The sequence below is a fragment of the Bradyrhizobium sp. SZCCHNS2022 genome, from assembly GCF_032377575.1.
GTDB lineage: Bacteria > Pseudomonadota > Alphaproteobacteria > Rhizobiales > Xanthobacteraceae > Bradyrhizobium > Bradyrhizobium aeschynomenes.
In genome coordinates this window covers 7,056,627-7,078,658 of the sequence record NZ_JAUHHZ010000001.1, presented here as the reverse complement: position 1 = coordinate 7,078,658, position 22,032 = coordinate 7,056,627, and the positions used below count along the sequence as shown (strand labels likewise).

20 protein-coding genes and 1 tRNA gene are annotated in these 22,032 nt (G+C 65.8%); 13 read left to right on the top strand and 8 right to left on the bottom strand.

Annotated elements, in window-relative coordinates; genetic code table 11:
* Positions 1-75: 75 nt before the first annotated feature.
* Positions 76-738, bottom strand: a complete 663-nt coding sequence (gene chpT, locus QXZ94_RS31625) for a histidine phosphotransferase ChpT (protein WP_172115018.1) — start codon at positions 736-738, stop codon at positions 76-78.
* Positions 739-981: 243 nt separating this feature from the next.
* Here chpT and cysQ point away from each other — a divergent pair, with 243 nt between their 5' ends.
* Positions 982-1,818, top strand: a complete 837-nt coding sequence (cysQ, locus tag QXZ94_RS31620; protein ID WP_315725036.1) for a 3'(2'),5'-bisphosphate nucleotidase CysQ — start codon at positions 982-984, stop codon at positions 1,816-1,818.
* Positions 1,819-1,831: 13 nt separating this feature from the next.
* On the opposite strand, the gene QXZ94_RS31615 is transcribed toward cysQ, so the two are convergent.
* Positions 1,832-2,344 carry a YHS domain-containing (seleno)protein gene (locus tag QXZ94_RS31615; protein WP_315725034.1) on the bottom strand — a complete coding sequence of 171 codons (513 nt, stop codon included), beginning with the start codon at positions 2,342-2,344 and terminating at the stop codon, positions 1,832-1,834.
* A 121-nt stretch (positions 2,345-2,465) separates the two neighbouring features.
* On the opposite strand from QXZ94_RS31615, the gene QXZ94_RS31610 reads away from it, so the two are divergent.
* From QXZ94_RS31610 to nhaA, 5 genes are all read left to right on the top strand, one after another.
* The gene (locus QXZ94_RS31610; RefSeq protein WP_315725032.1) at positions 2,466-3,125 is read left to right on the top strand and encodes a DUF1134 domain-containing protein; all 660 of its coding nucleotides are present in this window, start codon (positions 2,466-2,468) and stop codon (positions 3,123-3,125) included.
* Between the two features lie 142 nt (positions 3,126-3,267).
* Positions 3,268-4,548, top strand: coding sequence for a hypothetical protein (locus tag QXZ94_RS31605; RefSeq protein ID WP_315725029.1), 1,281 nt, complete (start codon positions 3,268-3,270; stop codon positions 4,546-4,548).
* Between the two features lie 239 nt (positions 4,549-4,787).
* A tRNA-Val gene (locus tag QXZ94_RS31600) sits at positions 4,788-4,862 on the top strand.
* Positions 4,863-5,478: 616 nt separating this feature from the next.
* Entirely contained in the window at positions 5,479-6,621 is a 1,143-nt protein-coding gene (locus tag QXZ94_RS31595; protein ID WP_315725027.1) for an OpgC domain-containing protein, read from the top strand.
* Between the two features lie 79 nt (positions 6,622-6,700).
* Positions 6,701-7,861, top strand: a complete 1,161-nt coding sequence (gene nhaA / locus QXZ94_RS31590; protein WP_315726654.1) for a Na+/H+ antiporter NhaA — start codon at positions 6,701-6,703, stop codon at positions 7,859-7,861.
* Between the two features lie 16 nt (positions 7,862-7,877).
* Here nhaA and QXZ94_RS31585 read toward each other — a convergent pair whose 3' ends face one another.
* On the bottom strand, positions 7,878-9,440 hold the full coding sequence (locus QXZ94_RS31585) for a prenyltransferase (protein WP_315725025.1): 1,563 nt from the start codon (positions 9,438-9,440) through the stop codon (positions 7,878-7,880).
* A gap of 111 nt (positions 9,441-9,551) precedes the next feature.
* Between QXZ94_RS31585 and QXZ94_RS31580 the strand changes: the two genes are divergently transcribed.
* Entirely contained in the window at positions 9,552-9,752 is a 201-nt protein-coding gene (locus QXZ94_RS31580; RefSeq protein ID WP_172114697.1) for a hypothetical protein, read from the top strand.
* 99 nt (positions 9,753-9,851) lie between these two features.
* Here the strand turns inward: QXZ94_RS31580 and QXZ94_RS31575 are convergent, their stop codons facing one another.
* Both QXZ94_RS31575 and QXZ94_RS31570 read right to left on the bottom strand, forming a co-directional pair.
* Positions 9,852-10,367 (bottom strand): hypothetical protein, encoded by a 516-nt coding sequence (locus QXZ94_RS31575; protein ID WP_315725023.1) that lies wholly within the window; start codon positions 10,365-10,367, stop codon positions 9,852-9,854.
* A 130-nt stretch (positions 10,368-10,497) separates the two neighbouring features.
* Positions 10,498-12,045 (bottom strand): acetolactate synthase large subunit, encoded by a 1,548-nt coding sequence (locus QXZ94_RS31570; protein WP_315725021.1) that lies wholly within the window; start codon positions 12,043-12,045, stop codon positions 10,498-10,500.
* A gap of 277 nt (positions 12,046-12,322) precedes the next feature.
* On the opposite strand from QXZ94_RS31570, the gene QXZ94_RS31565 reads away from it, so the two are divergent.
* Together QXZ94_RS31565 and QXZ94_RS31560 are read left to right on the top strand one after the other, a co-directional pair.
* Positions 12,323-12,895, top strand: a complete 573-nt coding sequence (locus QXZ94_RS31565) for a L,D-transpeptidase (protein WP_315725019.1) — start codon at positions 12,323-12,325, stop codon at positions 12,893-12,895.
* A 125-nt stretch (positions 12,896-13,020) separates the two neighbouring features.
* Positions 13,021-13,764 (top strand): DUF2927 domain-containing protein, encoded by a 744-nt coding sequence (locus QXZ94_RS31560; RefSeq protein ID WP_315726652.1) that lies wholly within the window; start codon positions 13,021-13,023, stop codon positions 13,762-13,764.
* Positions 13,765-13,988: 224 nt separating this feature from the next.
* On the opposite strand, the gene QXZ94_RS31555 is transcribed toward QXZ94_RS31560, so the two are convergent.
* The 3 genes from QXZ94_RS31555 to QXZ94_RS31545 form a co-directional block, all read right to left on the bottom strand.
* A complete protein-coding gene (locus QXZ94_RS31555; protein WP_172134021.1) occupies positions 13,989-15,128 on the bottom strand; it encodes a M48 family metallopeptidase in 1,140 nt (379 codons plus the stop codon).
* On the bottom strand, positions 15,103-16,236 hold the full coding sequence (locus QXZ94_RS31550) for a DUF898 family protein (protein ID WP_315726650.1): 1,134 nt from the start codon (positions 16,234-16,236) through the stop codon (positions 15,103-15,105). Before QXZ94_RS31550 ends, QXZ94_RS31555 begins: the two co-directional genes overlap by 26 nt.
* 216 nt (positions 16,237-16,452) lie before the next feature.
* Positions 16,453-17,625 (bottom strand): isovaleryl-CoA dehydrogenase, encoded by a 1,173-nt coding sequence (locus QXZ94_RS31545; protein WP_315725016.1) that lies wholly within the window; start codon positions 17,623-17,625, stop codon positions 16,453-16,455.
* A gap of 224 nt (positions 17,626-17,849) precedes the next feature.
* Here QXZ94_RS31545 and QXZ94_RS31540 point away from each other — a divergent pair, with 224 nt between their 5' ends.
* From QXZ94_RS31540 to QXZ94_RS31525, 4 genes are all read left to right on the top strand, one after another.
* Complete coding sequence (locus QXZ94_RS31540) at positions 17,850-19,145, top strand: cytochrome P450 (protein ID WP_315725013.1); 1,296 nt, start codon at positions 17,850-17,852, stop codon at positions 19,143-19,145.
* Positions 19,146-19,436: 291 nt separating this feature from the next.
* Positions 19,437-20,708, top strand: a complete 1,272-nt coding sequence (locus QXZ94_RS31535) for a cytochrome P450 (protein WP_315725011.1) — start codon at positions 19,437-19,439, stop codon at positions 20,706-20,708.
* 173 nt (positions 20,709-20,881) lie between these two features.
* The gene (locus QXZ94_RS31530) at positions 20,882-21,427 is read left to right on the top strand and encodes a thiamine pyrophosphate-binding protein (RefSeq protein ID WP_172134017.1); all 546 of its coding nucleotides are present in this window, start codon (positions 20,882-20,884) and stop codon (positions 21,425-21,427) included.
* Positions 21,427-22,008, top strand: a complete 582-nt coding sequence (locus QXZ94_RS31525; RefSeq protein ID WP_315725007.1) for a thiamine pyrophosphate-dependent enzyme — start codon at positions 21,427-21,429, stop codon at positions 22,006-22,008. Before QXZ94_RS31530 ends, QXZ94_RS31525 begins: the two co-directional genes overlap by 1 nt.
* Positions 22,009-22,032: the final 24 nt, after the last annotated feature.

Sequence of the window (22,032 nt, the reverse complement as noted above, 5' to 3'; positions counted from 1 at the left end):
CCTGGTAAACGAATTCGTGCGCCCATTGGCGACACGAGGTCGCAGCAGCGACGCCTGCGCATCGCGCAAATGCGATCAGGCCGCCTGCACGACCATCGCAGCGCCGTCGGCCGCGAGCGTCACCTTGAGGCCGCAGGCGTCGGCCAGCAGGCGAGTGTAATAAGGCTGCACCGCATGCGCGTCGATGGTCGACTGCAGCTCGCCGCCGAGCAGGTTGACGATGTTCTGCGGCAGCCGCGCATTGAGGCCGGTCGCGGCGACGCGGAAGCTCATGGTCTCACCGTCGCCGATCGGATCGACGGTCAGCATGCCGCCACGCGGGATCGTCTGCTGCGCCACCACCATCATGTTGAGCAGCAGCTTGACCCGGTTCTTCGGCAGCAGCAACCGCGGCAGATTCCAGGTGATCGAGGTCTTGGCGTCCTCGATGTGGCCGCGCGCCATGGTCTGCGCATCGCCGAGGTCGATCTGCGCGCCGGCCGAGCCGGCGGCGCCGAAAGCGAGGCGGCAGAACTGCAGCCGGGCCGAAGCCGTCTTGGCGCTCTTGCGGATCAGCTCCAGCGCGAAATCGCGGTCTTCCGGCTTGGGATTGTCGTCGAGCACCTCGAGGCCATTGACGATGGCGCCGACCGGACTAATCAGGTCGTGACAGACCTTCGAGCAGAGCAGAGCAGCAAGTTCGAGCGTATCGGGAGCGGGAATCGGATTGGCGATCTCGGAGGAGGACGTGCCGGACATTCGATGTTCCTGAAATCCGCGAAACTGGACGAATCATGCTTGCTTTAACGCTTGATACACTGCGAAAGCATGGACCGCCACCGAGCTGAGGGCAGGACACGGGAAAGTACGTGGCGGTTTTCCCAAGCAAAGTCTGCCCAATGAAGGTGCGAACGGCCCTGCCCGGCTGCGCCGGTACGGCGCCCCAGACGAGGATGCGATGATGCAAGCTGCGTATGGAATGGTCGACGGGAGCCCCTCGCGATGACGAGCGGGCCGATTGCAGGAACCATCGGTGCCGAGGCGGCCGCAACGCTGATGACGCCCTTGACCGAGCTCGTCGTCGAGGCCGCGCACGCGATCCTGGCGGTGAACCGCCGCGCGATGGCCGTCTCGGACAAATCCGACGGCTCGCCGGTCACCGAGGCCGATCTTGCCGCCGACCGCGTCATTGCCGAAGGGCTGGCGCGGCTGGCGCCGGACATACCGGCGCTGTCCGAGGAGCGGGTCGCGTCCTGCTCCGCGCCGTTCAAGGGCAGCTTCTTCCTGATCGATCCGCTCGACGGCACCAAGGAGTTCGTCGCCGGCCGCGGCGAGTTTACCGTCAACCTGGCGCTGGTCAGCGACGCGAGCCCCCTGCTCGGCATCGTCTGCGCGCCCGCGATCGGCCTGATCTGGCGCGGCCTGGTCGGCCGCGGCGCCGAGCGGCTGTCGTTCACGGAGGCCGGCTTGAGCGAGGCGGTGCCGATCCACACCCGCCCGATGCCGGAGCCGGGCGCGCCATGGGTCGCCGCCGTCAGCCGGTCGCATGGCGATGCCCGCAGCGAGGCCTTCATTTCGTCGCGGCCTGGCGCTGAGCGACTGGCGCTCGGCTCGGCGGTGAAGTTCGGCCGCCTGGCCGAGGGCCTCGCCGACATCTATCCGCGGCTCGGCCCGACCTCCGAATGGGACGTGGCGGCGGGCCACGCCGTGGTGGTCGCCGCCGGCGGAACGGTGACCAGCGAGGCCGGCGTGCCGCTGCGCTACGGCGAGCGCGGCGACAGCTTCATCGTGCCGTCCTTCATCGCCTGGGGCGACCCTGCGGCCGTGAGACCGGTGTGAGACCGGCCGGGTCTCATTGCGGCAGATCTTCCTGCAGCGCCGGCCAGCGGGCCTCGGCCTTCGCCAGGTAACGGGCCGGATCCGCCTTGAAGGCATCCCGGCTGTCCTCCCGGTTGAACAGGAACAGCCGGTCCTCGACCACGGCAAAGAATCGCGGGTTGCCGGCCACGGTGACGCCGCGCGCGACGTCGGTCGGGTCATAGCCGCCGAATTGGGGACCATAGACCTCCGGATGAGCCAGGAAGGAGGCGCGATTGCCCTCATTGCGGAACCGCCAGACCACCCCGCCCTGCGACGCCTCGTAATCGGGAAGGCCCAGCAGCGCCTTGCCGTCGACGAAGTACGACACGGGATCAAAACCGTCGATCGCGAGCCCGCTGAAGCGGTCGGAAATGATTCGCTGGGTGGTGGCGGCGCGCAAGGCGACCGGCGGCATCAGCAGCGCGGCGAGCGCGATGGCGGCAATTACGCGGCAAAACAGCGGCTTTGACCAGCTCCAGTTCCGTTGTTGCCGTTGTGCGGTCATAGTTGGTGCCGATAACATGGGAGTCGCAGGGGCTATCGCCCCTCGTCCGACCATCGCCGGATGTGGTTGGCGTCTGGTTAAAGGCGCGGGTCGGGCTGCCGATAGCAGGGGATTTCCACCGATGAGTTTCGCAATCCGCCTCGCCGCCACGACGCTTGCGGCCGTGCTGGCCCTGACGGCGTCGGTCGCCGCGCAGCAGGCGCCCCCGCCTGCGCCGCCTCCCCAGGCGGCGCCGCCCTATCAAGGGGCGCCGCCCTATCAGCAGCCCGCGCCGCCGCCGCAGCGGGCCCCGGCTCCGGACAGCTTCAACCCGGATGAGCTGGTCAATGCCGGCCACCGCTTCTTCGGCAACGTCTCGCGCGGGCTCGCCTCGGTGATCGAGCGCGCGGTCAGCCAATGGGGCCTGCCGAACGGCTACATCCTCGGCGAGGAAGGCGCCGGCGCGTTCGTCGCCGGGCTGCGTTACGGCGAGGGCACGCTCTACACCAAGAACGCCGGCGATCTCCGCGTCTACTGGCAGGGCCCTTCGCTCGGCTTCGACTGGGGCGGCGACGGCGCCCGCACCATGACGCTGGTCTATAATCTGCCGGCCACCAGCGCGATCTATCAGCGCTTCGTCGGCATCGATGGCTCGGCCTACATCGTCGGCGGCTTCGGCATGACCGCGCTGACCGCCAACAACATCGTGCTGGTGCCGATCCGCTCCGGCATCGGCCTGCGGCTCGGCGCCAATGTCGGCTATCTCAAGTTCACCCCGAGCGCGACCTGGAACCCGTTCTGATACGGGCTGAGACCGCTAACTGGTACCGTTGAGACACGCTCTCCCGTGACGGATCAAGGTTAACACGGCATTGGGCTGGCGTTGAATCAGCCCGCCGTGCATTGTCATTCCGTTAATCATTCCGGACCGGGAGTTGTGCGTCATGGTCGAGCCGATCATGTATTTTGCGATCGGTTTTCTGATCGCCATGCTCTGTGCCCTCATGATCGTGCCGCTGGTGCACAATCGTGCGGTGCGGCTGACGACACGCCGGCTCGAGGCGGCCACGCCGCTGTCGATGGCCGAGATCCAGGCCGACAAGGACCAGCTGCGCGCGGAGTTCGCGATGTCGGCGCGGCGGCTGGAGATGAGCGTCGACGCGCTGAAGAACAAGGCCACCGGCCAGCTCGCCGATCTCGGCAAGAAGACCGACGCCATCAACCGCATGAAGATCGAGCTCGGCGAGAAGAACGCCGCCATCTTCGCGCTGGAAGCGCGCGAGAAGGCGCTGAAGGACCAGCTGCGCGCGACGGAAGAAGAGTTCGCCGCCAAGACCGAGGCGCTGCGCGCCGCCGAGCAGGCGTTGAAGGAGAAGCAGGCCGAGCTGGTCCGGCTGACCACCGAGCTGAATGACAAGTCGCTGCTGGCCGACAGCCGGCAGGTCGAGCTGGTGTCGGTCAAGACCCAGGTCGAGGAGCTGCGCAGCCGCGTCTCCGACGCCGAGAAGGAATTCTCCGCGACCCAGGCCCGCCTGGCGCTGGAGCGCGACGAATCGGACACCGCGACCAAGGCGCTCAACGACGCCCGCGCCCGGGTCGAAAATCTCAGCCAGCGCGTGACCGAGCTCGACCGCCAGCTGATCGTCCAGGTCAAGGAAGCCGAGATGCTGGCATCTCGCGTGGCCGATCTCGAAGGCCGGCTGTCGACCCAGGGCAAGCTGCTCGCTGAGCGCGACTTCGAGAACAACCAGCTGCGCGAGGCCAATGCGGCTGCCGACCGCGCCCTCAAGGAGCTGCGCGAGGAGCTCGCTGGCATGGGCAGCGGCAAGTCCGCCGCCTTCGACCGACTGAAGTCGGAAAAGGCCGCGCTCGAAGAGCAGCTGCAGGCCGCCCGCGACGAGCGCACCAAGCTGCAGCGCGAGATGAACGCGATCCAGCAGCAGGCCGAGAGCACCTGGGCCCAGGAGCGCATGGAGAACGCGCTGCTGCGCGAGCGCATCAACGACATCGCCGCCGAGGTTGCCAAGCTCGCGATGCAGATCGAGGGCCCGAACTCGACCATCGAGGCCATGCTGGCCGCCGAGCCCGCCGCCAAGCCGGCGAATGCCAATGGCGCTCCCGCCGCCCCGGCGGCTGCCGGCGGCGCGCCCCAGGGCGGCACCCTGGCCGACCGCATCCGCGCCCTGCAGTCGCATGCGTCGCGGGCGCGGCAGATCGGGGCTTGAGACGGCCGGCCTCGCGCCCTGCCTGCCCCTTGGAGCCCTCCTTCGGGCCTCCAGGGAGGGGCGCCGAACGGCTGATTTTGGTGCAATCGGGAACGGCGCGGTCACTGCCGCGCAGTTTTCCGCACCAACCGCGCCGCAAATCCTTGACACCCCCCGCCCGCGCTTCGTAAATCGCGGGCTCCGACGGACTGCTTCGGCAGCTGCCTTCACGGCCTCTCGGCCGGCAGCCACCCAGATCCGGGCGCATAGCTCAGCGGGAGAGCGTTCCCTTCACACGGGAGAGGTCCAAGGTTCGATCCCTTGTGCGCCCACCATTCAAGTCCCTGACATGACCTGCAGGTTTCGTTTTCGCCTTGGATGCCGAAGGACCCGTGGAGGGGCACTGGCGTCGAACGGGTAAGACAGACCATGTCTTTCCGTGCTGAGTGGAGCGAATACGAGTCGTCGGTTGCTTCCCTGCTCTCGCCTATGAGTTTTTTCGTGATCTATCAGTCGCCGAAATGACGGTCATGACGATCACTCCCAAAAAGATGACCGACAACGTCACCGGCCAATATTCGTATATGTAGTAGACGGCCAGAAGCACCGCCGCGGCCACGTATTGTGTGGAGTCGGTCATCGCGTGTTCCGCACTCGCATGCTCCGATGCATTCGCACAAGTCTTTCCGGCTGGCTCTTCAAGTGGCAGGACCCCTCTTTCATCCATCGAGCGCGGCAGCGCATCCTACGCTCTTAGCAAGGTCGCAAGCCAAGCCGCGACACTGGCCGGGATGTCCGCCTTGATAGGACACCCCAACGACGAGCAACACGGCCGATGCGTCCCATCGCCGCGGATCTTGCGCCGAACACGCGCCCTTCCCATCCATGACATCGAATCGCTGGGCGCGCGCGGGTGGCGAACATGCGGTCCGCTGTCGCGGGGGAGGCACCGTGGAGACCCAACGTGATCTGCGCCTGGACGTCTTCCGCGGACTCGCATTGTGGCTGATCTTTCTCGATCACATCCCCTCGACGATCGCCAACTCGTTTACGCTGAGGAATTTCGGGTTCAGCGATGCGACCGAGATCTTCGTCTTCATCTCGGGCTATACGGCTGCATTGGTGTACGGAACTGCGATGAGCCGGCAGGGCTTCGTGGTCGCGGGCGCCCGTATCGTGCGCCGCACGTGGCAGATCTACGTGGCGCACATCTTTCTGATCTGCGTCTATCTGGCGCAGATCGCCTTCGTCGCTCGGAATTTCGAGAACACGCTCTACTCCGAGGAGATGGGCGTCTTCGAATTCCTTCGCGAGCCTGATGTCACGTTGATTCAAGCGCTGCTGCTGATGTTCAAGCCGGCGAACATGGACGTGCTACCGCTGTACATCGCGCTGTTGGCGGCGTTTCCTCCGCTGCTCTGGCTCATGCTTCGGTGGCCGCTGCTCGCCCTTCTCGCCAGCATCGCGGTCTATGCCGCGGCCCGAATGATCGATCTCAACCTGCCAGCCTATCCCAGCGGTCACTGGGTGTTCAACCCGTTTGCCTGGCAGCTCCTGTTCAACTTCGGCGCCTGGTGCGCCCTCGGCGGCGCCGATCAGTTGCGCAAGCTCATCCTTTCCGACCTCGCCTTGGCCGTCGCTGCGATCACCCTCGTGATCTCGCTGGCGATCGTCGTCACCTGGCACGTGCCCGCATGGACCATCCTCGTGCCGCGATGGCTTGCGGAATGGATGTATCCGATCGACAAGACGAGTCTCGATCTGTTGCGGATCATGCACTTCCTGGCGCTGGCGGTGTTCGTGGTGCGCCTGGTGCCGCATGGGACGCCCGGCCTGCGTTCGCCCGTTCTCCGCCCGCTGGTGCTCTGCGGCCAGCATTCGCTCGAGATCTTCTGTCTCGGCGTCCTACTCTCCTTCGCAGCGCATTTCATCATCATGGAAGTTCACGGCGGCGTCGCTTTGCAGCTGCTCGTGAGTCTGGCCGGGATCGTGCTGCTGGTAGTGGCCGCCACGATCATGAACTGGTTCAAGCATATCGATGGTCGAAGCCGCGACGCGAAACCAAAAAGCGTCGGCGCGACAGGAAGTTCCTGACGGGAAGCCGCAGCAATTGGCCGCATCCGCCTCACCCCTACATGGTTTGATCGGACGGCCCGCGGCGGACATATATCATATGATGTTGTCATTGTTTCATTCGTTGAAGCACCATGCGGCCAGTCAAGCGGGCGCCGGCGTCATCTTGATGATCGCGGCCACCGCCGCGCTGATCATCGCCAACTCGCCGGCATCGCATCTCTACTTCGGCACGCTCCAGCACTACGTCGCGGGTCTGTCCATCCTGCACTGGATCAACGACGCTCTCATGGCGGTGTTCTTTCTGCTCGTCGGACTGGAGATCAAGCGCGAGTTCCTGACGGGACAGCTTTCGAGCTGGCCGCGACGAACGCTCCCGGCGTTTGCGGCAGCAGGCGGAATGGCTGTTCCCGCCCTCTTCTACGTCGGCTTCAACCTGAACGATGCCGAGACGATCCGCGGCTGGGCGATACCGACGGCCACCGACATCGCGTTCGCTCTCGGTGCACTGGCACTGCTCGGCTCGCGCGTGCCGGCATCGCTCAAGGTGTTCCTGACAGCACTCGCCATTCTGGACGACCTCGCGGCGGTCACGGTCATTGCCGTGTTCTACACCGATCATCTTCTCCTCGGATGGCTCGCTGCGGCAGCAGCCATCATCTTGATGCTGCTGATCCTCAATCGAGCCGGGGTTGCCATGTTGTGGATCTACTTGGTCCCTGGCGCCGTCCTCTGGTTCGCCACGCTGCAGTCCGGCGTCCACGCCACACTGGCAGGCGTCGCACTCGCACTGACCATTCCTGCGTCGGGAGCCGGGCAGTCGCCGCTGCTCCGGCTGGAGCATGCGATCCAGCCATGGGTCTCCTTCGTGATCCTGCCTGTCTTCGCTTTCGCCAATGCCGGCGTCTCTCTCGCAGGCATGGCCTGGGTGGTGCTGAAGCAGCCCGTGACGATCGGCATCGTGACGGGCCTGTTCCTGGGCAAGCAGATCGGCGTGTTCGCCGCGACATGGTTGGCCATTCGCCTTGGGCTGGCTGACCGGCCTGACGGAGCGGCCTGGCACCAGATCTACGGGGTGTCCGTCCTCTGCGGCATCGGCTTCACCATGAGCCTGTTCATCGGCCTGCTCGCGTTTCCCAGCGCCGAGACGCTTCAGAACGAGGTGAAGGTCGGCGTGATGCTGGGATCTCTGATGTCCGGACTACTCGGCATGGCGCTGCTGAGTCTGCCTGCGAGGCGTGCTGCCATAGCTGCGACGTAACCCGCGCAGCACGCCATCAGTTCCTCATCAGAAGATCGAACCGCCGGCGTTCAATCGCCTCGCGCTCGGTCAGCCCCGCTGCCTTGCAGAGATCCGGCGCGTAGAGCAGGCATCGGCGTTCCTGCGTCTCGATGACGGCGTCGATGCGATCCAGCAGGCTTTTTGGATCCATCTCAGCCGGCGCCGCGATCTTCCCCCTCACGACGTGCTTTTCCATGCCCTCATGGTTGTCGTGATCGCGATCCGGATCGCGCCAACAGTCTGCGCAAAGCATCACGATGCTCTCGGAATGCGAATAGATCACCGCATCCCCGTCGAGTTCCTGGCTCATATCGGCCAACTGCCCTTCCGTCTCCTGCGTCCCCGCAAAGTCAAACACCTGATAGTTGCGGCGGATCAGCGTCGCGAGATGTGGAAACACCGGGATGCGCATGTCACCATAGGTGTGGTAGGTGATCGGCGCGCCATCGAACAGGACGACGTCGCCATAGTCGACACCGAGCGCCTGGTAGAGCACGCTGCGCACGATGCCATGACAGGGGCTCAGCCGTTCGATCCAGATCGTCTCCTCGTCGCCCGGATCGTCGTTCTCGGCCGAGCGCTCCGCCAGCGGGCGCTCCGCGAGCTTGACCTTGCATTGACCGAGCGCGCATTCCGGCAGGCCGAAGCGGCCGATTGCGATGTCGAGTCCAAGCTGCTTCCAGACGTCGAGCGCAACAACGGCGTTTCCCGCGCCCGTGGCGCAGATGCCGAGATTCCATTGGTAGTTCTCGGCGGGCTCGTCCAACAGGCTCATCGCGATCTGGTTCGCCCGCATGCCGTCGGCGAACCTGCCGCGCGTCTTGTAGAATAGGCCGAGGCCATAATGATATCGCGGGTTGCGCGGGTCGATCTCGGTGAGCGCCCGGTAGCTGCGCTGCGCCGTCTCATCCTGCTGACGCGCCAGCATGCGCGCGGCAATGGCCAGTCCGTCGAGGATCGACTCGTGGTCCGGCTTTCCCTGGTGATCCGCCGCCATCTCCCGCAGCCGCTCGAACAACGAGACGAACAAGGGATGGTCCGGCGGGGGCGCGTTGAGCTCATCGATGTCGCGCGCCGCCTCGAGGCAGCTCCCAAGCCTGGGAAGAATGTCGACGTCCCGATCATGAGATCGCGCGATCTCGGCGAGAATCTCGGCTGCGACCTCCCGGGGCAGGCAGAATTGGTTGACCACCCACAGCAACGCCATGGCCGCTTCGCGCTGGCGGCGCTGCGCGTCACGCAACGGCTCGAGTTTTTGCAGCGCAATCTCGCCACGATTCGCTTCAGCCTCGGCAACAGCCTCGTGCACGAGCGTCGCGATCTCCTCGGAGGAGAGGACCGCGCTCAGATTGTTCGGCATTCCATTCTTCCCCATCGAGCCCGAAACTACTCTATCTGGGCGTGAGACCGATGTCGCAGCAATGGCTGAGGCTGTGCATCGAGGCAGTGGGATCGCCGCCACCCGGCCATTTTGACCTCGCTTGCTTGCGCATGGGGTCCCTGCGCAGAGCGCATTCGCCACACAATGCGCCCGCTCTGGCCAGCGACGACGGCGCAAGGCGGCGATTGCAGGGCGGAACTCTCACGTTTTCCTGACTCGTGCGTCAGAACGCCGCGGCTCGAATCCCCCTATGGTCCGCACCGTTTCCAACCCACGGAGGTTTTCCGCATGCGTAAACTGATCATCGCCACCGCCGCCCTCGCCTTCGTCTCGTCGGCCGCTCTTGCCCAGTCGACCGAGAAGCCGATGACGACCACCGGCCAGGCGGCCAAGGGCGGCGACGCCATGGGCGGAGGCGACGACATGAAGATGAGCAAGACGAAGAAGAAGTCGTCGAAGAAGTCGTCCGGCGACGCCATGTCGAAGTAAGGCGCGGTCACCCGCGAATATCGCCGACGAGATCGGGCCGCTCCATACGGGGCGGCCCTTCCTCGTGTGAAGGTCCGTCGACGACCGCCGGCGAGCATCTCAGCCCCCGGCCAGACCCATCTGCTGCAATCTTCCCGCGAACCACGCGGACAGCCCCGGATCGATCCGGGCTCCGACATAGATCTCAGGCGTGATCACGCTGCGGCGGTCGAGAATCACCAGGACGCCGATCCAATAGGCAAACCACAGATGCGGGTCGGTCAGCGCCATCAGCTTGTGGCGGTCATGCGCCAGCGGCTGGTGATTGGTGGCCTTGCGGACCTCGATCGCCAGGAGATTGTCGGGCACGGCGCGCTTGTGCACGACGATGTCGGGATAGATCGACTTTCCCAGCTCATCGTCGGTCGAGACGATGGAACCGCGCGGCAGCAGCATGGCGCGGTCGCCGAGCCGGTTGTAGTCGCAGTCGACGTCCCACCCCAGGAAGTTGCGTTCGAGATGCACCGCCAGCCGGTGCGTCAGGGCGCGCTCCCCGAGATCGCGATCGAGGATGAAGCGCTCGCGCGCATAAAACTCCTGCAGCGCGGAGATCAGCCGGTTCAATTCACTGTGCATGCCGCTCAGATACAGGAGGGAAGGACACGCCGCCATCAACACGCGATCGGCGTGAGTCGCCAACCCCATAAATGCGGCGATGAGCCTTCCCTCCGCTGGCGGCCGTTTTGCGGCCGCCAGCGTTGCGGATTTACATCTGCACTTCGATCAGGCGCGGGCCGTATTCGGCGTTGGCTTCCGCCAGCGCCACGTTGAACTCGTCCGCCGAGGTGACGGCGCGCGCGGGCACGCCCATGCCCTTGGCCATGGCGACGAAGTCGAGCGTCGGGCGGTCGATCTTGAGCATGTCCTGGGCGCGCTGGCCGGGCTCGCCCGCGCCGACGCCGTCGAACTCGCCGCGCAGGATCTGGTAGATCCTGTTGGCGAACACCACGGTGACCACGTTGAGGTTCTCGCGCGCCTGGGTCCACAGCGACTGGATCGTGTACATCGCGCTGCCGTCGCCGACGAGGCACATCACCTTGCGATCCGGGCAGGCCACCGCGGCGCCGGTTGCGACGGGGGTCGAGAAGCCGATCGAGCCGCCCATGTTCTGCAGCCAGTCATGTGGCTTGGCGGCCGCCGTCGGCGGGAAGAAGCCGCGGCCGGTGGTGATGGATTCGTCGACGATGATCGCGTTCTCCGGGATCGCATAGGCGATCGCCTGGGCGATGGTGGTGTGGTTGAGAGCGCCGGTCGGCTTGATCAGCTCGGCGAGCGGCTGCGGCTTGACGTCGGCGGCCTTGGCGCCGAGATGGCCGGCGAGCGCCTCGAGCGCAGCGGCCGAGTTCTCGCCCCAGGCGGTCATGCGGTGCACCTCGGTGCCCTCGGCCTTCAGCATGCTCGGCTTGTTCGGATAGGCGAAGAAGGCGACGGGGTCGTTGGCCTCGACCAGCACGATGTGCCTGTAGTTCTTCAGGATCGGCAGCGCCTGCTCGATCACATAGGGGATGCGGTCGATCGAGAACCGCCCCGCCCCGCGCGCCATGCGCGGATGATAGGTCTGGCCCATCACGCGGCAGCCGGTCTTGCCGGCGATCTGCTGGGCGAAGGTCAGCGCCTGCTCGGTCAGCGCGCCCGCGGTCATCAGCACCAGGGTGTCCGGGCCGTGGGCGTGCAGGATCTTGGCCGCCTTCTCGACCGCATCGGCCGAATAGCTCGGGCGCTGCGCGTCAGTGGGAACCTGGGCGATGCCGTCGGCCTCGTTCCAGGCGGTGTCGGCGGGCAGGATCAGGGTCGCGATCTGCGGCGGCGCGCTCTTGGCGGCAGCGATCGCGGCGGCGCCGTCGGCGGCCACGGCCTTGGCGCTCGGCGAGGTCCGCACCCAGTCCGACATCGGCCGCGCCAGGCCCTCGATGTCCGAGGTCAGCGGGGCGTTGAAGCCGATGTGGTAGGTGGCGTGCTGGCCGACGATGTTGACGATGCCGGAGCGCGCCTTCTTGGCGTTGTGCAGGTTGGCGAGACCGTTGGCGAGGCCGGGGCCGAGATGGAGCAGCGTCGAGGCCGGCGTGCCCTTCATGCGGAAATAGCCGTCGGCGGCGCCGGTCACCACGCCCTCGAACAGGCCGAGCACGCAGCGCATGCCCTCGACCCGGTCGAGTGCGGCGACGAAGTGCATCTCGGAGGTGCCCGGATTGGTAAAGCAGACGTCAACGCCCCCCGCGACCAGGGTCCGTACCAGGCTTTCCGCTCCGTTCATCCTATTCTCCTGCTGATTCCGCGCGCCATTTGCAATGTGGGGGAGATCAATCATTGTTCGCTCGCGGCGTCAAAGGGGCTGGCCGCATTGCTGCCATCGCCACGCGGCCCATGCGCTGGCGTGGCTAACAGGTTGTTGGCCCGCCGAGCCCACGGATTTCCGTGGGATTTGGGTCACGGACCGCCGCCACATACCGGCCTCACGCCGCCGTGGGTTGCGGAATGCAACCGTTTGTGGCCTGTCTGCGACGGAATTTGATTTATGCCAGGGGATGGAAATGAAGCGGTCTATTGCTTTGGGAATTGCTGCCGTTGCGATGCTCTCGAGCGCCGGAATGGCGCGGGCGGAAATGTTCGACACCAGGGACATCTTCGGCGGCGGGCCGAACTTCTACCAGGGCGGCGCGAGCCCGATTCCGCGGCAGACCGTGATGTTCCAAGGCGACTATGCGCCCGGCACGATCGTCGTGAACACCGGCGAGCGCCGGCTGTATCTGGTGCTGCCGAACGGCCAGGCGCTGCGCTATGGCATCGGCGTCGGCCGTGACGGGTTCCGCTGGAGCGGCGTGCACCGCATCACCGCCAAGAAGGAATGGCCGGCCTGGACCCCGCCGGCGCAGATGCTGCGGCGCCGTCCCGACCTGCCGCGCCACATGGCCGGCGGCGTCGAGAACCCGCTCGGCGCGCGCGCCATGTATCTCGGCTCCACGCTGTACCGCATCCACGGCTCGAACGAGCCGGAGACGATCGGCCAGGCGGTCTCGTCCGGCTGCTTCCGCATGACCAATGACGACGTCACCGACCTCTACGACCGCGTCTCGGTCGGCACCACCGTCATCGTCAAGAACTGAAAGCTGCACACGGGATCATGTCGCAAGGCCGAAGCGCTCATCCTGGCCAGGGGCATCGCCGCTCCTGGCGGTCCCTGCGGACTGCTGCGGTCACCCTGACCGCCGCGCTCGGCTCGCTGGTGACCATGACGCTGGCGCTGCCGGCCTCGACCGCGGAGATCCCGGCCATCGCCGCGCGCCAGCGCGTCGAGAAGAAGAGCTTCACCGACGCCGAGATCACCGACGGCTTCTTCAAGACCGCGTTCGGCGCCGAGTATCACCTCGCCGGACGGGTCGACCGGATCAGGAAGTACAGCGCGCCGGTGCGGGTGTTTGCCGACGGCCGCCGCGCCGACCGCAAGGCCCAGCTCGCCAAGGTGGTCGGCGACATCGCCACGCGCATCCGCCATCTCGACATCGCGATGACCGAGACCGACGACGGCGCCAATGTCCGCGTCAAGCTGGTGCGCGACCGCGACCTCTACCACACCATCAGCCAAGCCTATGGCAGCGAGCGCGCCCGCGAGATCAAGAGCTCGCTCGACCCGCAATGCCTGTCCGGCTTCCGCAAGAACGAAGCGTTCGAGATCGAGCATTCCGACGTGATCCTGACCGTCGACAATGGCGATTTCGTCTTCCTGGATTGCGCCTATGAGGAGCTGCTGCAGTCGCTCGGGCCGATCAACGACACCGCGAGCGTGCCGTGGACGATGTTCAACGACAACGTCTCGATGGGCTATTTCGACGTCTACGACCAGTACATCCTCAACATGCTGTACGACCCGCGCGTCAAGGCCGGCATGTCGCTGGCCGAGGTCAAGGCGGTGCTGCCGGCCGTGCTGACGGATGTCCGGGCCTGGGTGAAGCAGGTCAACGATCTGGCGGAGTGAGGCGGAAGCTCAGCTAGCGGGGCATCGTCTTGGCCCTCAGATGAAGCCCCTGTCTCGCGTCAAGCTCTGGTCTCGTCCTGGCGAACGCCGAGACCCATACGCCGCGGCCCTGCGATGGGAGCACGCTGGGCGAGACCTTCTTCCAACAATCAGACTCGGTGGTTATGGGTCCCGGCGTTCGCCGGGACGACACCGGATTTGGGGAGACCGCGTCGCCAACTCAGCTACTTGCAGATCCCCTTCATCGCCTTCCATTCCTCGGCGCTCAGCAGCGGCGGGCCGCTGGCGGGGCGGTCGGCGGCGCGCATGCGGGCCAGGCGATCCTCGGTCAGGGGGTGGCTCGACCACAGCGACAGCTTGCCGTCCTGCTTGCCGGTGATGCGGAACATCAATTCGCCCATCGGCCGGGTCGGTCGGCCGAGCTTACGCATCACCTCGATGGCGAAACTGTCGGCCGCCTCCTCCGCCTCGCGCGAATAGGACGCGTCGATCATGGCGCGGGACGCGAAGACCGCGGCGCCCGCGCCGGTGACGTCGCCGAACAACAGCCCGATCAGGAACGAGCTGCCGCCGTTATGAATGAGCTGCCGCAGATTGTCGCGATGCTTGAGATGACCGAGCTCATGGGCCAAAACGCCGGCGACCTCGTCCGGATCGTTCGACTTGTCGAGCAGCCCGCGGAACAGGAAGAAGCGGCCGCCCGGCAAGGCGAAGGCGTTGGGGATCGGGGTATCCAGAACCTGCGAGGCGATGCTGTCGTCGAGCCCGGCCGGCCGGCGCAGCGCCGTCACCAGCTTGGCGAAGGCCGCCTGCCCGGCCGCCTCGCTGCAGAGCTTGTCGCCGAACAGCGCCTGGATCTGCACCACGGCCGCTTCGCCGAGATGGCGCTCCATCGCCGGTGGAACGAGGGGCGTCAGCCGCTCGGCGGCAAAGGGAAGCACGACCAGCACGATCGCGACGATGGACGCCGCCGCCGCCAGCGACCAAGCGACGATGCGCGCGATTCCGCCGCGCGTCAGCCGGTTCTCGTCGATATGGCTGCACCGCGCGATCAGCTCGGCGGCAGCCGCGGCGTCGCGGATCTCGAGCCGTGCCAGCGGCGAGGCCGACAAGCAGCTGACGCGCAGCGTGCCGCTCGGCCCGTCGACACGACGAATGTCCGCATAGGGCCAGGATACGAAATTGTCGGCGCTGCGCATCACGAGCTGATTGGCGAAGCCGATCGTAACGGTCTGCCGCCGGTTCGACAGTCCGTCGAAATAGGTCGCAGGACTGCCGGACGGCGCCGCCGGCTCGGCCGGCACGCCCTCGGCAGCGCGAGCCGCGCTGAGCTCGGGATCAGAATCCGGCGACGTCGAGTCCATCTGCAAACCCCTCGCCGAGCGCGCTGGCCAGATCGCCCTTTGCGGCGACATTGGCCATGGCCTCGACGCCATGCACCTGAACCGATTGCAGCACCGTCGCCCACATGTCGCGCACCAGATAGAGGCGCATCACGACGTTGAGCGCCAGGATCCAGGCGACGTAGCCGAGCCCCAGCAGCACCAGCATCGGAATGTTGTTGGAGAGCGCCTGGGCCTGCGGCAGCTCATCGCTCCCCAGCCCGAGCAGGCTGTGCATCAGAAAGGCCACGGCGCCGAAATAGGCGCCGGATGCGATCGACAACAGGATCCACCAGCCGATCACCTTCCAATACAGGCCGTAGAATGCGTTGCCCGGCAAGGTCGACTCCAGGCGCACGCCGCCGAAGCGGATGCCCGACAGCCACCAGCGCCATTCGACGGCTTTGAACTGCGCATAGACGAACGGCAGCAAGGGAAACAACAGCATCGCAAACGGCGTGATCACCCAGAGGTACCAGGCCCGCTTGAAAAACTCCCAGCCGCGTCCCTCGAAGTCGCCACTGAGGTCGCCGTAATGCGAATGCCGCATCTTGTAGCGCTCGAGCGCTGCGGCGCGCCACGGCCAGGCCAATCCCAGCGTCAGCACCGCCAACAGCGTCCACAGCATGGCGCGGCCGGAATAGGCCCAGCCCGAGCCATCCATCCAGAACCGGATGCCGCGCCAGACCGTGCGCGTCAGCCGGTAGCGCCGCGCGCGATAGATCGCGAACTGGCCGAAGGCGTAGAAGGCGATCACCAGCGGCACGCTGGCGAACCCCTGGTACCGCTCGGCCTCCACGGTGACGAGGAAATAGGCAAGGTAGATCGGGACCAGGATCGCCATGGCGAACAGGAAGCCGATCAGAAGCTCCTTGCCGCGGCCGGTATATTCGGCGGCGTCCCCATCGACCGATGTGTTGACCCACAGATGCCGGCGGATGTCGGTCGCCAGCCAGAACCGGTAGAAGCCGAGGGTGATCAGTTCGATGGCCGCACCACGGCTGACCAGCCGGAAGAACTCCCCGCGTGCGCCGGAAAACACCGCGGCGAGCGGCGGAAGCGGCGGAGGCTGCTGCGGAACATAACTCATCTGGTTCACGGCTCGCGCCTCCGACACACGCAATGACATACAAAATACCTCGGTTGTTCGTCGCGGCGGCGACTCCGAGGTTCGAGGTGGGCGACGCATTTTGCACGCAACTCGGCCGGAAAAAAACACCGGCCGGGGCGAAGCGCAAATAAATATCCGCGGCCAGCCGGTTGGCGAACGCGAATCTCTCGCGCGCGCCTCAGGCCGGCCGGCGTCTCACGACGTCTTGTCGAACAATTCCCGCCCGATCAGCATGCGACGGATCTCGCTGGTGCCGGCGCCGATCTCGTACAGCTTGGCATCGCGCAGCAGCCGCCCGGTCGAATAGTCGTTGATGTAGCCATTGCCGCCGAGCAGCTGGATGGCGTCGAGCGCGCATTGGGTCGCCTTCTCCGCCGCAAAGAGAATCGCGCCCGCGGCGTCCTCGCGGGTCGTCTCGCCGCGATCGCAGGCCTTGGCCACGGCGTAGACGTAGGCGCGCGCGGCATTCATCGTCGTATACATGTCGGCGACCTTGCCCTGCACCAGCTGGAACGTGCCGATCGGCTGGCCGAACTGCTTGCGCTCGTGCACATAGGGCAGCACCGCGTCCATGCAGGCCTGCATGATGCCCAGGGGACCTGCGGCGAGCACGGCGCGCTCATAGTCGAGGCCCGACATCAGCACGTTGACGCCGCGGCCGACCTGCCCGAGCACGTTCTCCTCCGGCACCTCGCAATCCTCGAACACCAGCTCGCAGGTGTCGGAGCCGCGCATGCCGAGCTTGTCGAGCTTCTGCGCGGTCGAGAATCCCTTCATGCCCTTCTCGATGATGAAGGCGGTGATGCCGCGCGGGCCGCCTTGCGGATCGGTCTTGGCATACACGACCAGCGTCTCGGCGATCGGACCGTTGGTGATCCACATCTTGTTGCCGTTGAGGATGAAACGGTCGCCCTTCTTGTCGGCGCGGGTTTTCATCGACACCACGTCGGAGCCGGCCTGCGGCTCGGACATCGCCAGCGAGCCGACATGCTCGCCCGAGATCAGCTTGGGCAGGTATTTGCGCTTTTGCGCCTCGTTGCCGTTGCGGCGGATCTGGTTGACGCAGAGGTTGGAGTGGGCGCCGTAGGACAGGCCGACCGAGGCCGAGGCGCGCGAGATCTCCTCCATCGCGATACAGTGCTCGAGATAGCCGAGGCCGGCGCCGCCATACTCCTCCTCGACCGTGATGCCGTGCAGGCCGAGCTCGCCGATCCGAGGCCAGAGGTCGCGCGGAAACTGGTTGGAGCGGTCGATCTCGGCCGCGCGCGGCGCGATCTGCTCCTGCGAAAAGCTCGCCACCGTCTCGCGGATCGCGTCCGCCGTCTCGCCGAGATCGAAATTGAACATGCGCTGCGCGTTGGCGATCATGGGGCGGCCTCCTGCTAGTCTTCTGCTCTGCAACAATGGCCCAAAGCCATATTCCGTGACGTGGCGCTTGTCACGCCCGACATCCAGGTGAACACCAGCCTTGCGACGCAAGACCGGCCCTGGCGGCTCCCGGCAAACTCCGCGCTTGCCCCGCGCTCCCGGGCAGGATGTAATCGCGCCAAGTATCGCCGGACAAATAGAAGCTGGCCATCAGGGAGACGTCCATGCACGGGACCACCACCACGGCCGAAGCACATCGACCCGCCGCTGCAGGCGAGCGCGTCATCGAACGGGCCGCCGGCCGCGCAGCATCGCTGCCGCTCGCCGACTTCGATCCCGGCCATCCCGAGCTGTTCCGCACCGACACGCATTGGCCCTATTTCGACCGGCTGCGCCGCGAGGACCCGGTGCACTACTGCCGGGACTCGATGTTCGGTCCATACTGGTCGATCACCCGCTACGACGACATCATGGAGATCGAGACCAACCACGCGGTATTCTCTTCGGCCTCGGCGCTCGGCGGCATCACCATCCGCGACGTGCCGCCCGATCTCCGCCGAGAGAGCTTCATCGCGATGGACCCGCCGCGTCATGCCGCGCAGCGCAAGACCGTGGCGCCGATGTTCACGCCGACGCATCTCGACGAGCTCGCGATCAACATCCGCAAGCGCTCGGCGGAATGCCTCGACAACCTGCCCGTCGGCGAGGTGTTCGACTGGGTCGACCGCGTCTCGATCGAGCTGACCACGCAGATGCTGGCCGTGCTGTTCGACTTTCCCTGGGAGGACCGCCGCAAGCTGACGCGCTGGTCCGACATCGCGACGACGCTGCCCGGACCGGACGGCCTGGTCGCGACCGAGGACGAGCGGCAGGCCGAGCTGATGGAGTGCGCGCGCTATTTCGCGCGTCTCTGGCAGGAGCGGCAGAACCAGCCGCCGAAAAGCGATCTGCTGTCGATGATGGCCCACAGCGAGGCGACGCGGAACATGGACCCGAAGAACTTCCTCGGCAATCTCGTGCTCCTGATCGTCGGCGGCAACGACACCACGCGCAACACCATGTCGGGCAGCATCTACGCGCTGAGCCAGAACCCGGATCAGTACCGCAAGCTCAAGGCCAATCCGGCCTTGATCGACAGCTTCGTCCCCGAAGTGATTCGCTGGCAGACGCCGCTTGCGCATATGCGCCGCACGGCGCTTGCCGACTTCGAGTTCCGCGGCAAGCAGATCCACAAGGGCGACAAGGTGGTGATGTGGTACGTCTCGGGCAACCGCGACGAGACCGCGATCGAGCGCCCCTACGACTTCATCATCGACCGTGCCCGCCCGCGCCAGCATCTGTCGTTCGGCTTCGGCATCCACCGCTGCGTCGGCCTGCGGCTCGCCGAGCTGCAACTCAAGATCATCTGGGAGGAGATCCTGAAGCGATTCGATCATATCGACGTGATGGACGAGCCAAAGAGGGTCTATTCGAGCTTCGTGAAGGGATATGAGACATTGCCGGTGAGGATTGCGGCGTAGGTTGTGTGTCGAATACGAATCGAATTGGCGCCGGCTCGAACCGTGCAGTAGCTGAGCGATACGGCGCCCTCTCCCCTTGCGGGAGAGGGCATCTCCGGCCCTTCCGCGCATGCGGTCGGGTGAGGGGTATCTCTCCGCGGGCGCCTCTCGTGGAGACATACCCCTCACCCGACCGAGTTTGCAGGGCTTCCCTACATGCCCTCTCCCGCAAGGGGAGAGGGCGCATTCATGTGCACCTCATCCGCCGATCTTGAGTTGGCGCGATGATGCGTTCAACAAAAGGACCACCCCATGACCGCCCAGGCCGCGCTTCGTTCCGACCATGCCGATCTGCTGCGCGAGGCGCGGCTGGAGGCGTATGCGACGCCGATCGAGGACTTCCATCCGGGCGCGCCCAGGCTGTTCCAGAACGACACGCTGTGGCCCTGGTTCGAGCGGCTGCGCAAGGAGGCGCCGGTGCATTACTGCACCAAGGCGCCGATCGAGCCGTATTGGTCTGTCACGCGCTACCACGACATCATGCATGTCGACACCAACCACGCGCTGTTCTCCTCCGACGTCAGCAATGGCGGCATCATGATCCGCGACGTGCCGCCCGGCTATGAATGGCCGAGCTTCATCGCGATGGACGAGCCCCGCCATGGCGAGCAGCGCAAGACGGTGCAGCCGATGTTCACGCCGGATCATCTCGACGAGATGGCGGTGCTGATCCGGCAGCGCTCGGCGAAGGTGTTGGATTCGCTGCCGCGCAACGAGACCTTCAACTGGGTCGAGAAGGTCTCGATCGAGCTGACAACGCAGATGCTGGCAACGCTGTTCGACTTCCCGTTCGAGGAGCGGCGCAAGCTGACGCGCTGGTCGGATGTCTCCACGGCCCTGCCCAAGAGCGGCATCGTATCCTCCGAGGAGGAGCGCCGGCGCGAGCTCGCGGATTGCGCCGAGACCTTCGGCAAGATGTGGAAGGAACGCCAGGCCAATCCGGGCCGTGACCTGATCTCGATGATGGCGCATAGCGAGGCGACGCGGCACATGACGCCGGACAATCTGATGGGCAATCTGATCCTGCTCATCGTCGGCGGCAACGACACCACGCGCAACACCATGACGGCCTCGGTGCTGGCGCTGAACGAGAACCCGGCCGAGTACCAGAAGCTGCGCGACAACCCGGCGCTGATCGAGACCATGGTGCCCGAGGTGATCCGCTGGCAGACGCCGCTCGCACATATGCGACGCACGGCGCTGGTCGACACCGAACTGGGCGGCCAGAAGATCAAGAAGGGCGATCGTGTCGTGATGTGGTACGTCTCGGGCAACCGCGACGGCGAGGTGATCGAGAACCCCGATGCCTTCATCATCGACCGCAAGCGGCCGCGCATCCATCTCTCCTTCGGCTTCGGCATCCACCGCTGCGTCGGCATGCGCCTGGCCGAGCTGCAGCTGCGCATCGTCTGGGAGGAGATCCTGAAGCGCTTCGACCGCATCGAGGTGGTCGGTGAGCCGAAGCGTGTGTATTCGAGCTTCGTGCGGGGGTATGAAAGCCTGCCGGTGCGGATTCCGGGGTGAGTGCTTAGGGGCCTCGTGGTTCGAGACGCGCCGCGAGCGGCGCTCCTCACCATGAGGGTTAGTAGCTCGCTCAGTCAGCAGATGCTTCCCCTCATGGTGAGGAGCCGCGCAGCGGTGTCTCGAACCATCGGCCCGGACATCCGACCTCGCATGCTCATAAACTGCAGGACACCATGACCGTTTCAGATCCGCCAAGCCCTGCTCCCGATTGGCCGCTCGCCATCTATCAAGCGCTCAAGGCGGCCGATGTCCGGCAGCTCTGCTACGTCCCCGACGCCGGCCATTCCCGCCTGATCCGGCTCGCGCATGACGATCCGGCGATCGCGACGACGGTGCTCACCACCGAGGAGGAAGGCGTCGCGCTCTCCGCCGGGGCCTGGCTCGGCGGCCAGCGCGCGGTGCTGCTGATGCAATCGAGCGGCGTCGGCAATTGCGTCAACATGCTGTCGTTGCTGTCGAGCTGCCGCTTTCCGTTCCTGAGCTTCGTGACCATGCGCGGCGAATGGGCCGAGTTCAATCCATGGCAGGTCGCAATGGGCAAGGCCACGCAAGCCGCCTTCGAGATCATGGGCGTCACCGTGTTCCGGCTGGAGCGTCCCGAGGACGCCGGCGAGATGGCAGCCGCAGCCGCAAGGCTCGCTTACGACAGCGATCAGCCGATCGCGGTGCTGATCGCCCAGCGCATGATCGGCGCCAAGAAATGGACGGAGAGCAGGTGATGGACGCAGCACTCGACCGCCGCGCCGCCGTCAAGGCGCTTCTGCGGGACCGCGGCGAACTCCTGGTCGTCAGCGGCCTCGGCTCATCGTCCTACGACGTGTTCGCCGCCGGCGACCATCCGGCAAACTTCTACCTCTGGGGCGCGATGGGCGGCGCGGCCATGATCGGCCTGGGGCTGGCATTGGCGCAGCCGTCGCGGCCGGTGGCGGTGATCACCGGCGATGGCGAGCAACTGATGGGGCTCGGCAGCCTCGCCACGATCGCCGCGAAGAAGCCGAAGAACCTCGCCATCATCGTGCTCGACAATGCGCATTTCGGCGAGACCGGGATGCAGCCGAGCCATTCCGGGCTTGGCGCCAATCTGGAGCTGATCGCCACCGGCGCCGGCTTTCCGTCGGTGTGCACGATCGCCGATCAGGCTGCGCTCGATGCGTTCCGTCCGAAGCTGCACGATCTCGCCGGCCCGCATTTCGCCCGCGTCGTCATCTCGACCGAGCACGTCGACCGCGCGTTGCCCGCGCGTGACGGCGTCTATCTGAAGACCCGCTTTCGCGGCCATCTCGGATATCCCGTCAGCTAGAACACGGCGCCTCGTGGTTCGATC

Coding starts and splice junctions, on each gene's coding strand:
- chpT (WP_172115018.1), bottom strand. CDS start 738: ATGTCCGGCACGTCCTCCTCCGAGATCGCCAATCCGATTCCCGCTCCC.
- QXZ94_RS31530 (WP_172134017.1), top strand. CDS start 20,882: ATGACCGTTTCAGATCCGCCAAGCCCTGCTCCCGATTGGCCGCTCGCC.
- QXZ94_RS31615 (WP_315725034.1), bottom strand. CDS start 2,344: ATGACCGCACAACGGCAACAACGGAACTGGAGCTGGTCAAAGCCGCTG.
- QXZ94_RS31560 (WP_315726652.1), top strand. CDS start 13,021: ATGACGCTGGCGCTGCCGGCCTCGACCGCGGAGATCCCGGCCATCGCC.
- QXZ94_RS31565 (WP_315725019.1), top strand. CDS start 12,323: ATGAAGCGGTCTATTGCTTTGGGAATTGCTGCCGTTGCGATGCTCTCG.
- nhaA (WP_315726654.1), top strand. CDS start 6,701: ATGATGTTGTCATTGTTTCATTCGTTGAAGCACCATGCGGCCAGTCAA.
- QXZ94_RS31570 (WP_315725021.1), bottom strand. CDS start 12,045: ATGAACGGAGCGGAAAGCCTGGTACGGACCCTGGTCGCGGGGGGCGTT.
- QXZ94_RS31525 (WP_315725007.1), top strand. CDS start 21,427: ATGGACGCAGCACTCGACCGCCGCGCCGCCGTCAAGGCGCTTCTGCGG.
- cysQ (WP_315725036.1), top strand. CDS start 982: ATGACGAGCGGGCCGATTGCAGGAACCATCGGTGCCGAGGCGGCCGCA.
- QXZ94_RS31575 (WP_315725023.1), bottom strand. CDS start 10,367: ATGCACAGTGAATTGAACCGGCTGATCTCCGCGCTGCAGGAGTTTTAT.
- QXZ94_RS31535 (WP_315725011.1), top strand. CDS start 19,437: ATGACCGCCCAGGCCGCGCTTCGTTCCGACCATGCCGATCTGCTGCGC.
- QXZ94_RS31540 (WP_315725013.1), top strand. CDS start 17,850: ATGCACGGGACCACCACCACGGCCGAAGCACATCGACCCGCCGCTGCA.
- QXZ94_RS31580 (WP_172114697.1), top strand. CDS start 9,552: ATGCGTAAACTGATCATCGCCACCGCCGCCCTCGCCTTCGTCTCGTCG.
- QXZ94_RS31550 (WP_315726650.1), bottom strand. CDS start 16,236: ATGAGTTATGTTCCGCAGCAGCCTCCGCCGCTTCCGCCGCTCGCCGCG.
- QXZ94_RS31555 (WP_172134021.1), bottom strand. CDS start 15,128: ATGGACTCGACGTCGCCGGATTCTGATCCCGAGCTCAGCGCGGCTCGC.
- QXZ94_RS31605 (WP_315725029.1), top strand. CDS start 3,268: ATGGTCGAGCCGATCATGTATTTTGCGATCGGTTTTCTGATCGCCATG.
- QXZ94_RS31545 (WP_315725016.1), bottom strand. CDS start 17,625: ATGATCGCCAACGCGCAGCGCATGTTCAATTTCGATCTCGGCGAGACG.
- QXZ94_RS31610 (WP_315725032.1), top strand. CDS start 2,466: ATGAGTTTCGCAATCCGCCTCGCCGCCACGACGCTTGCGGCCGTGCTG.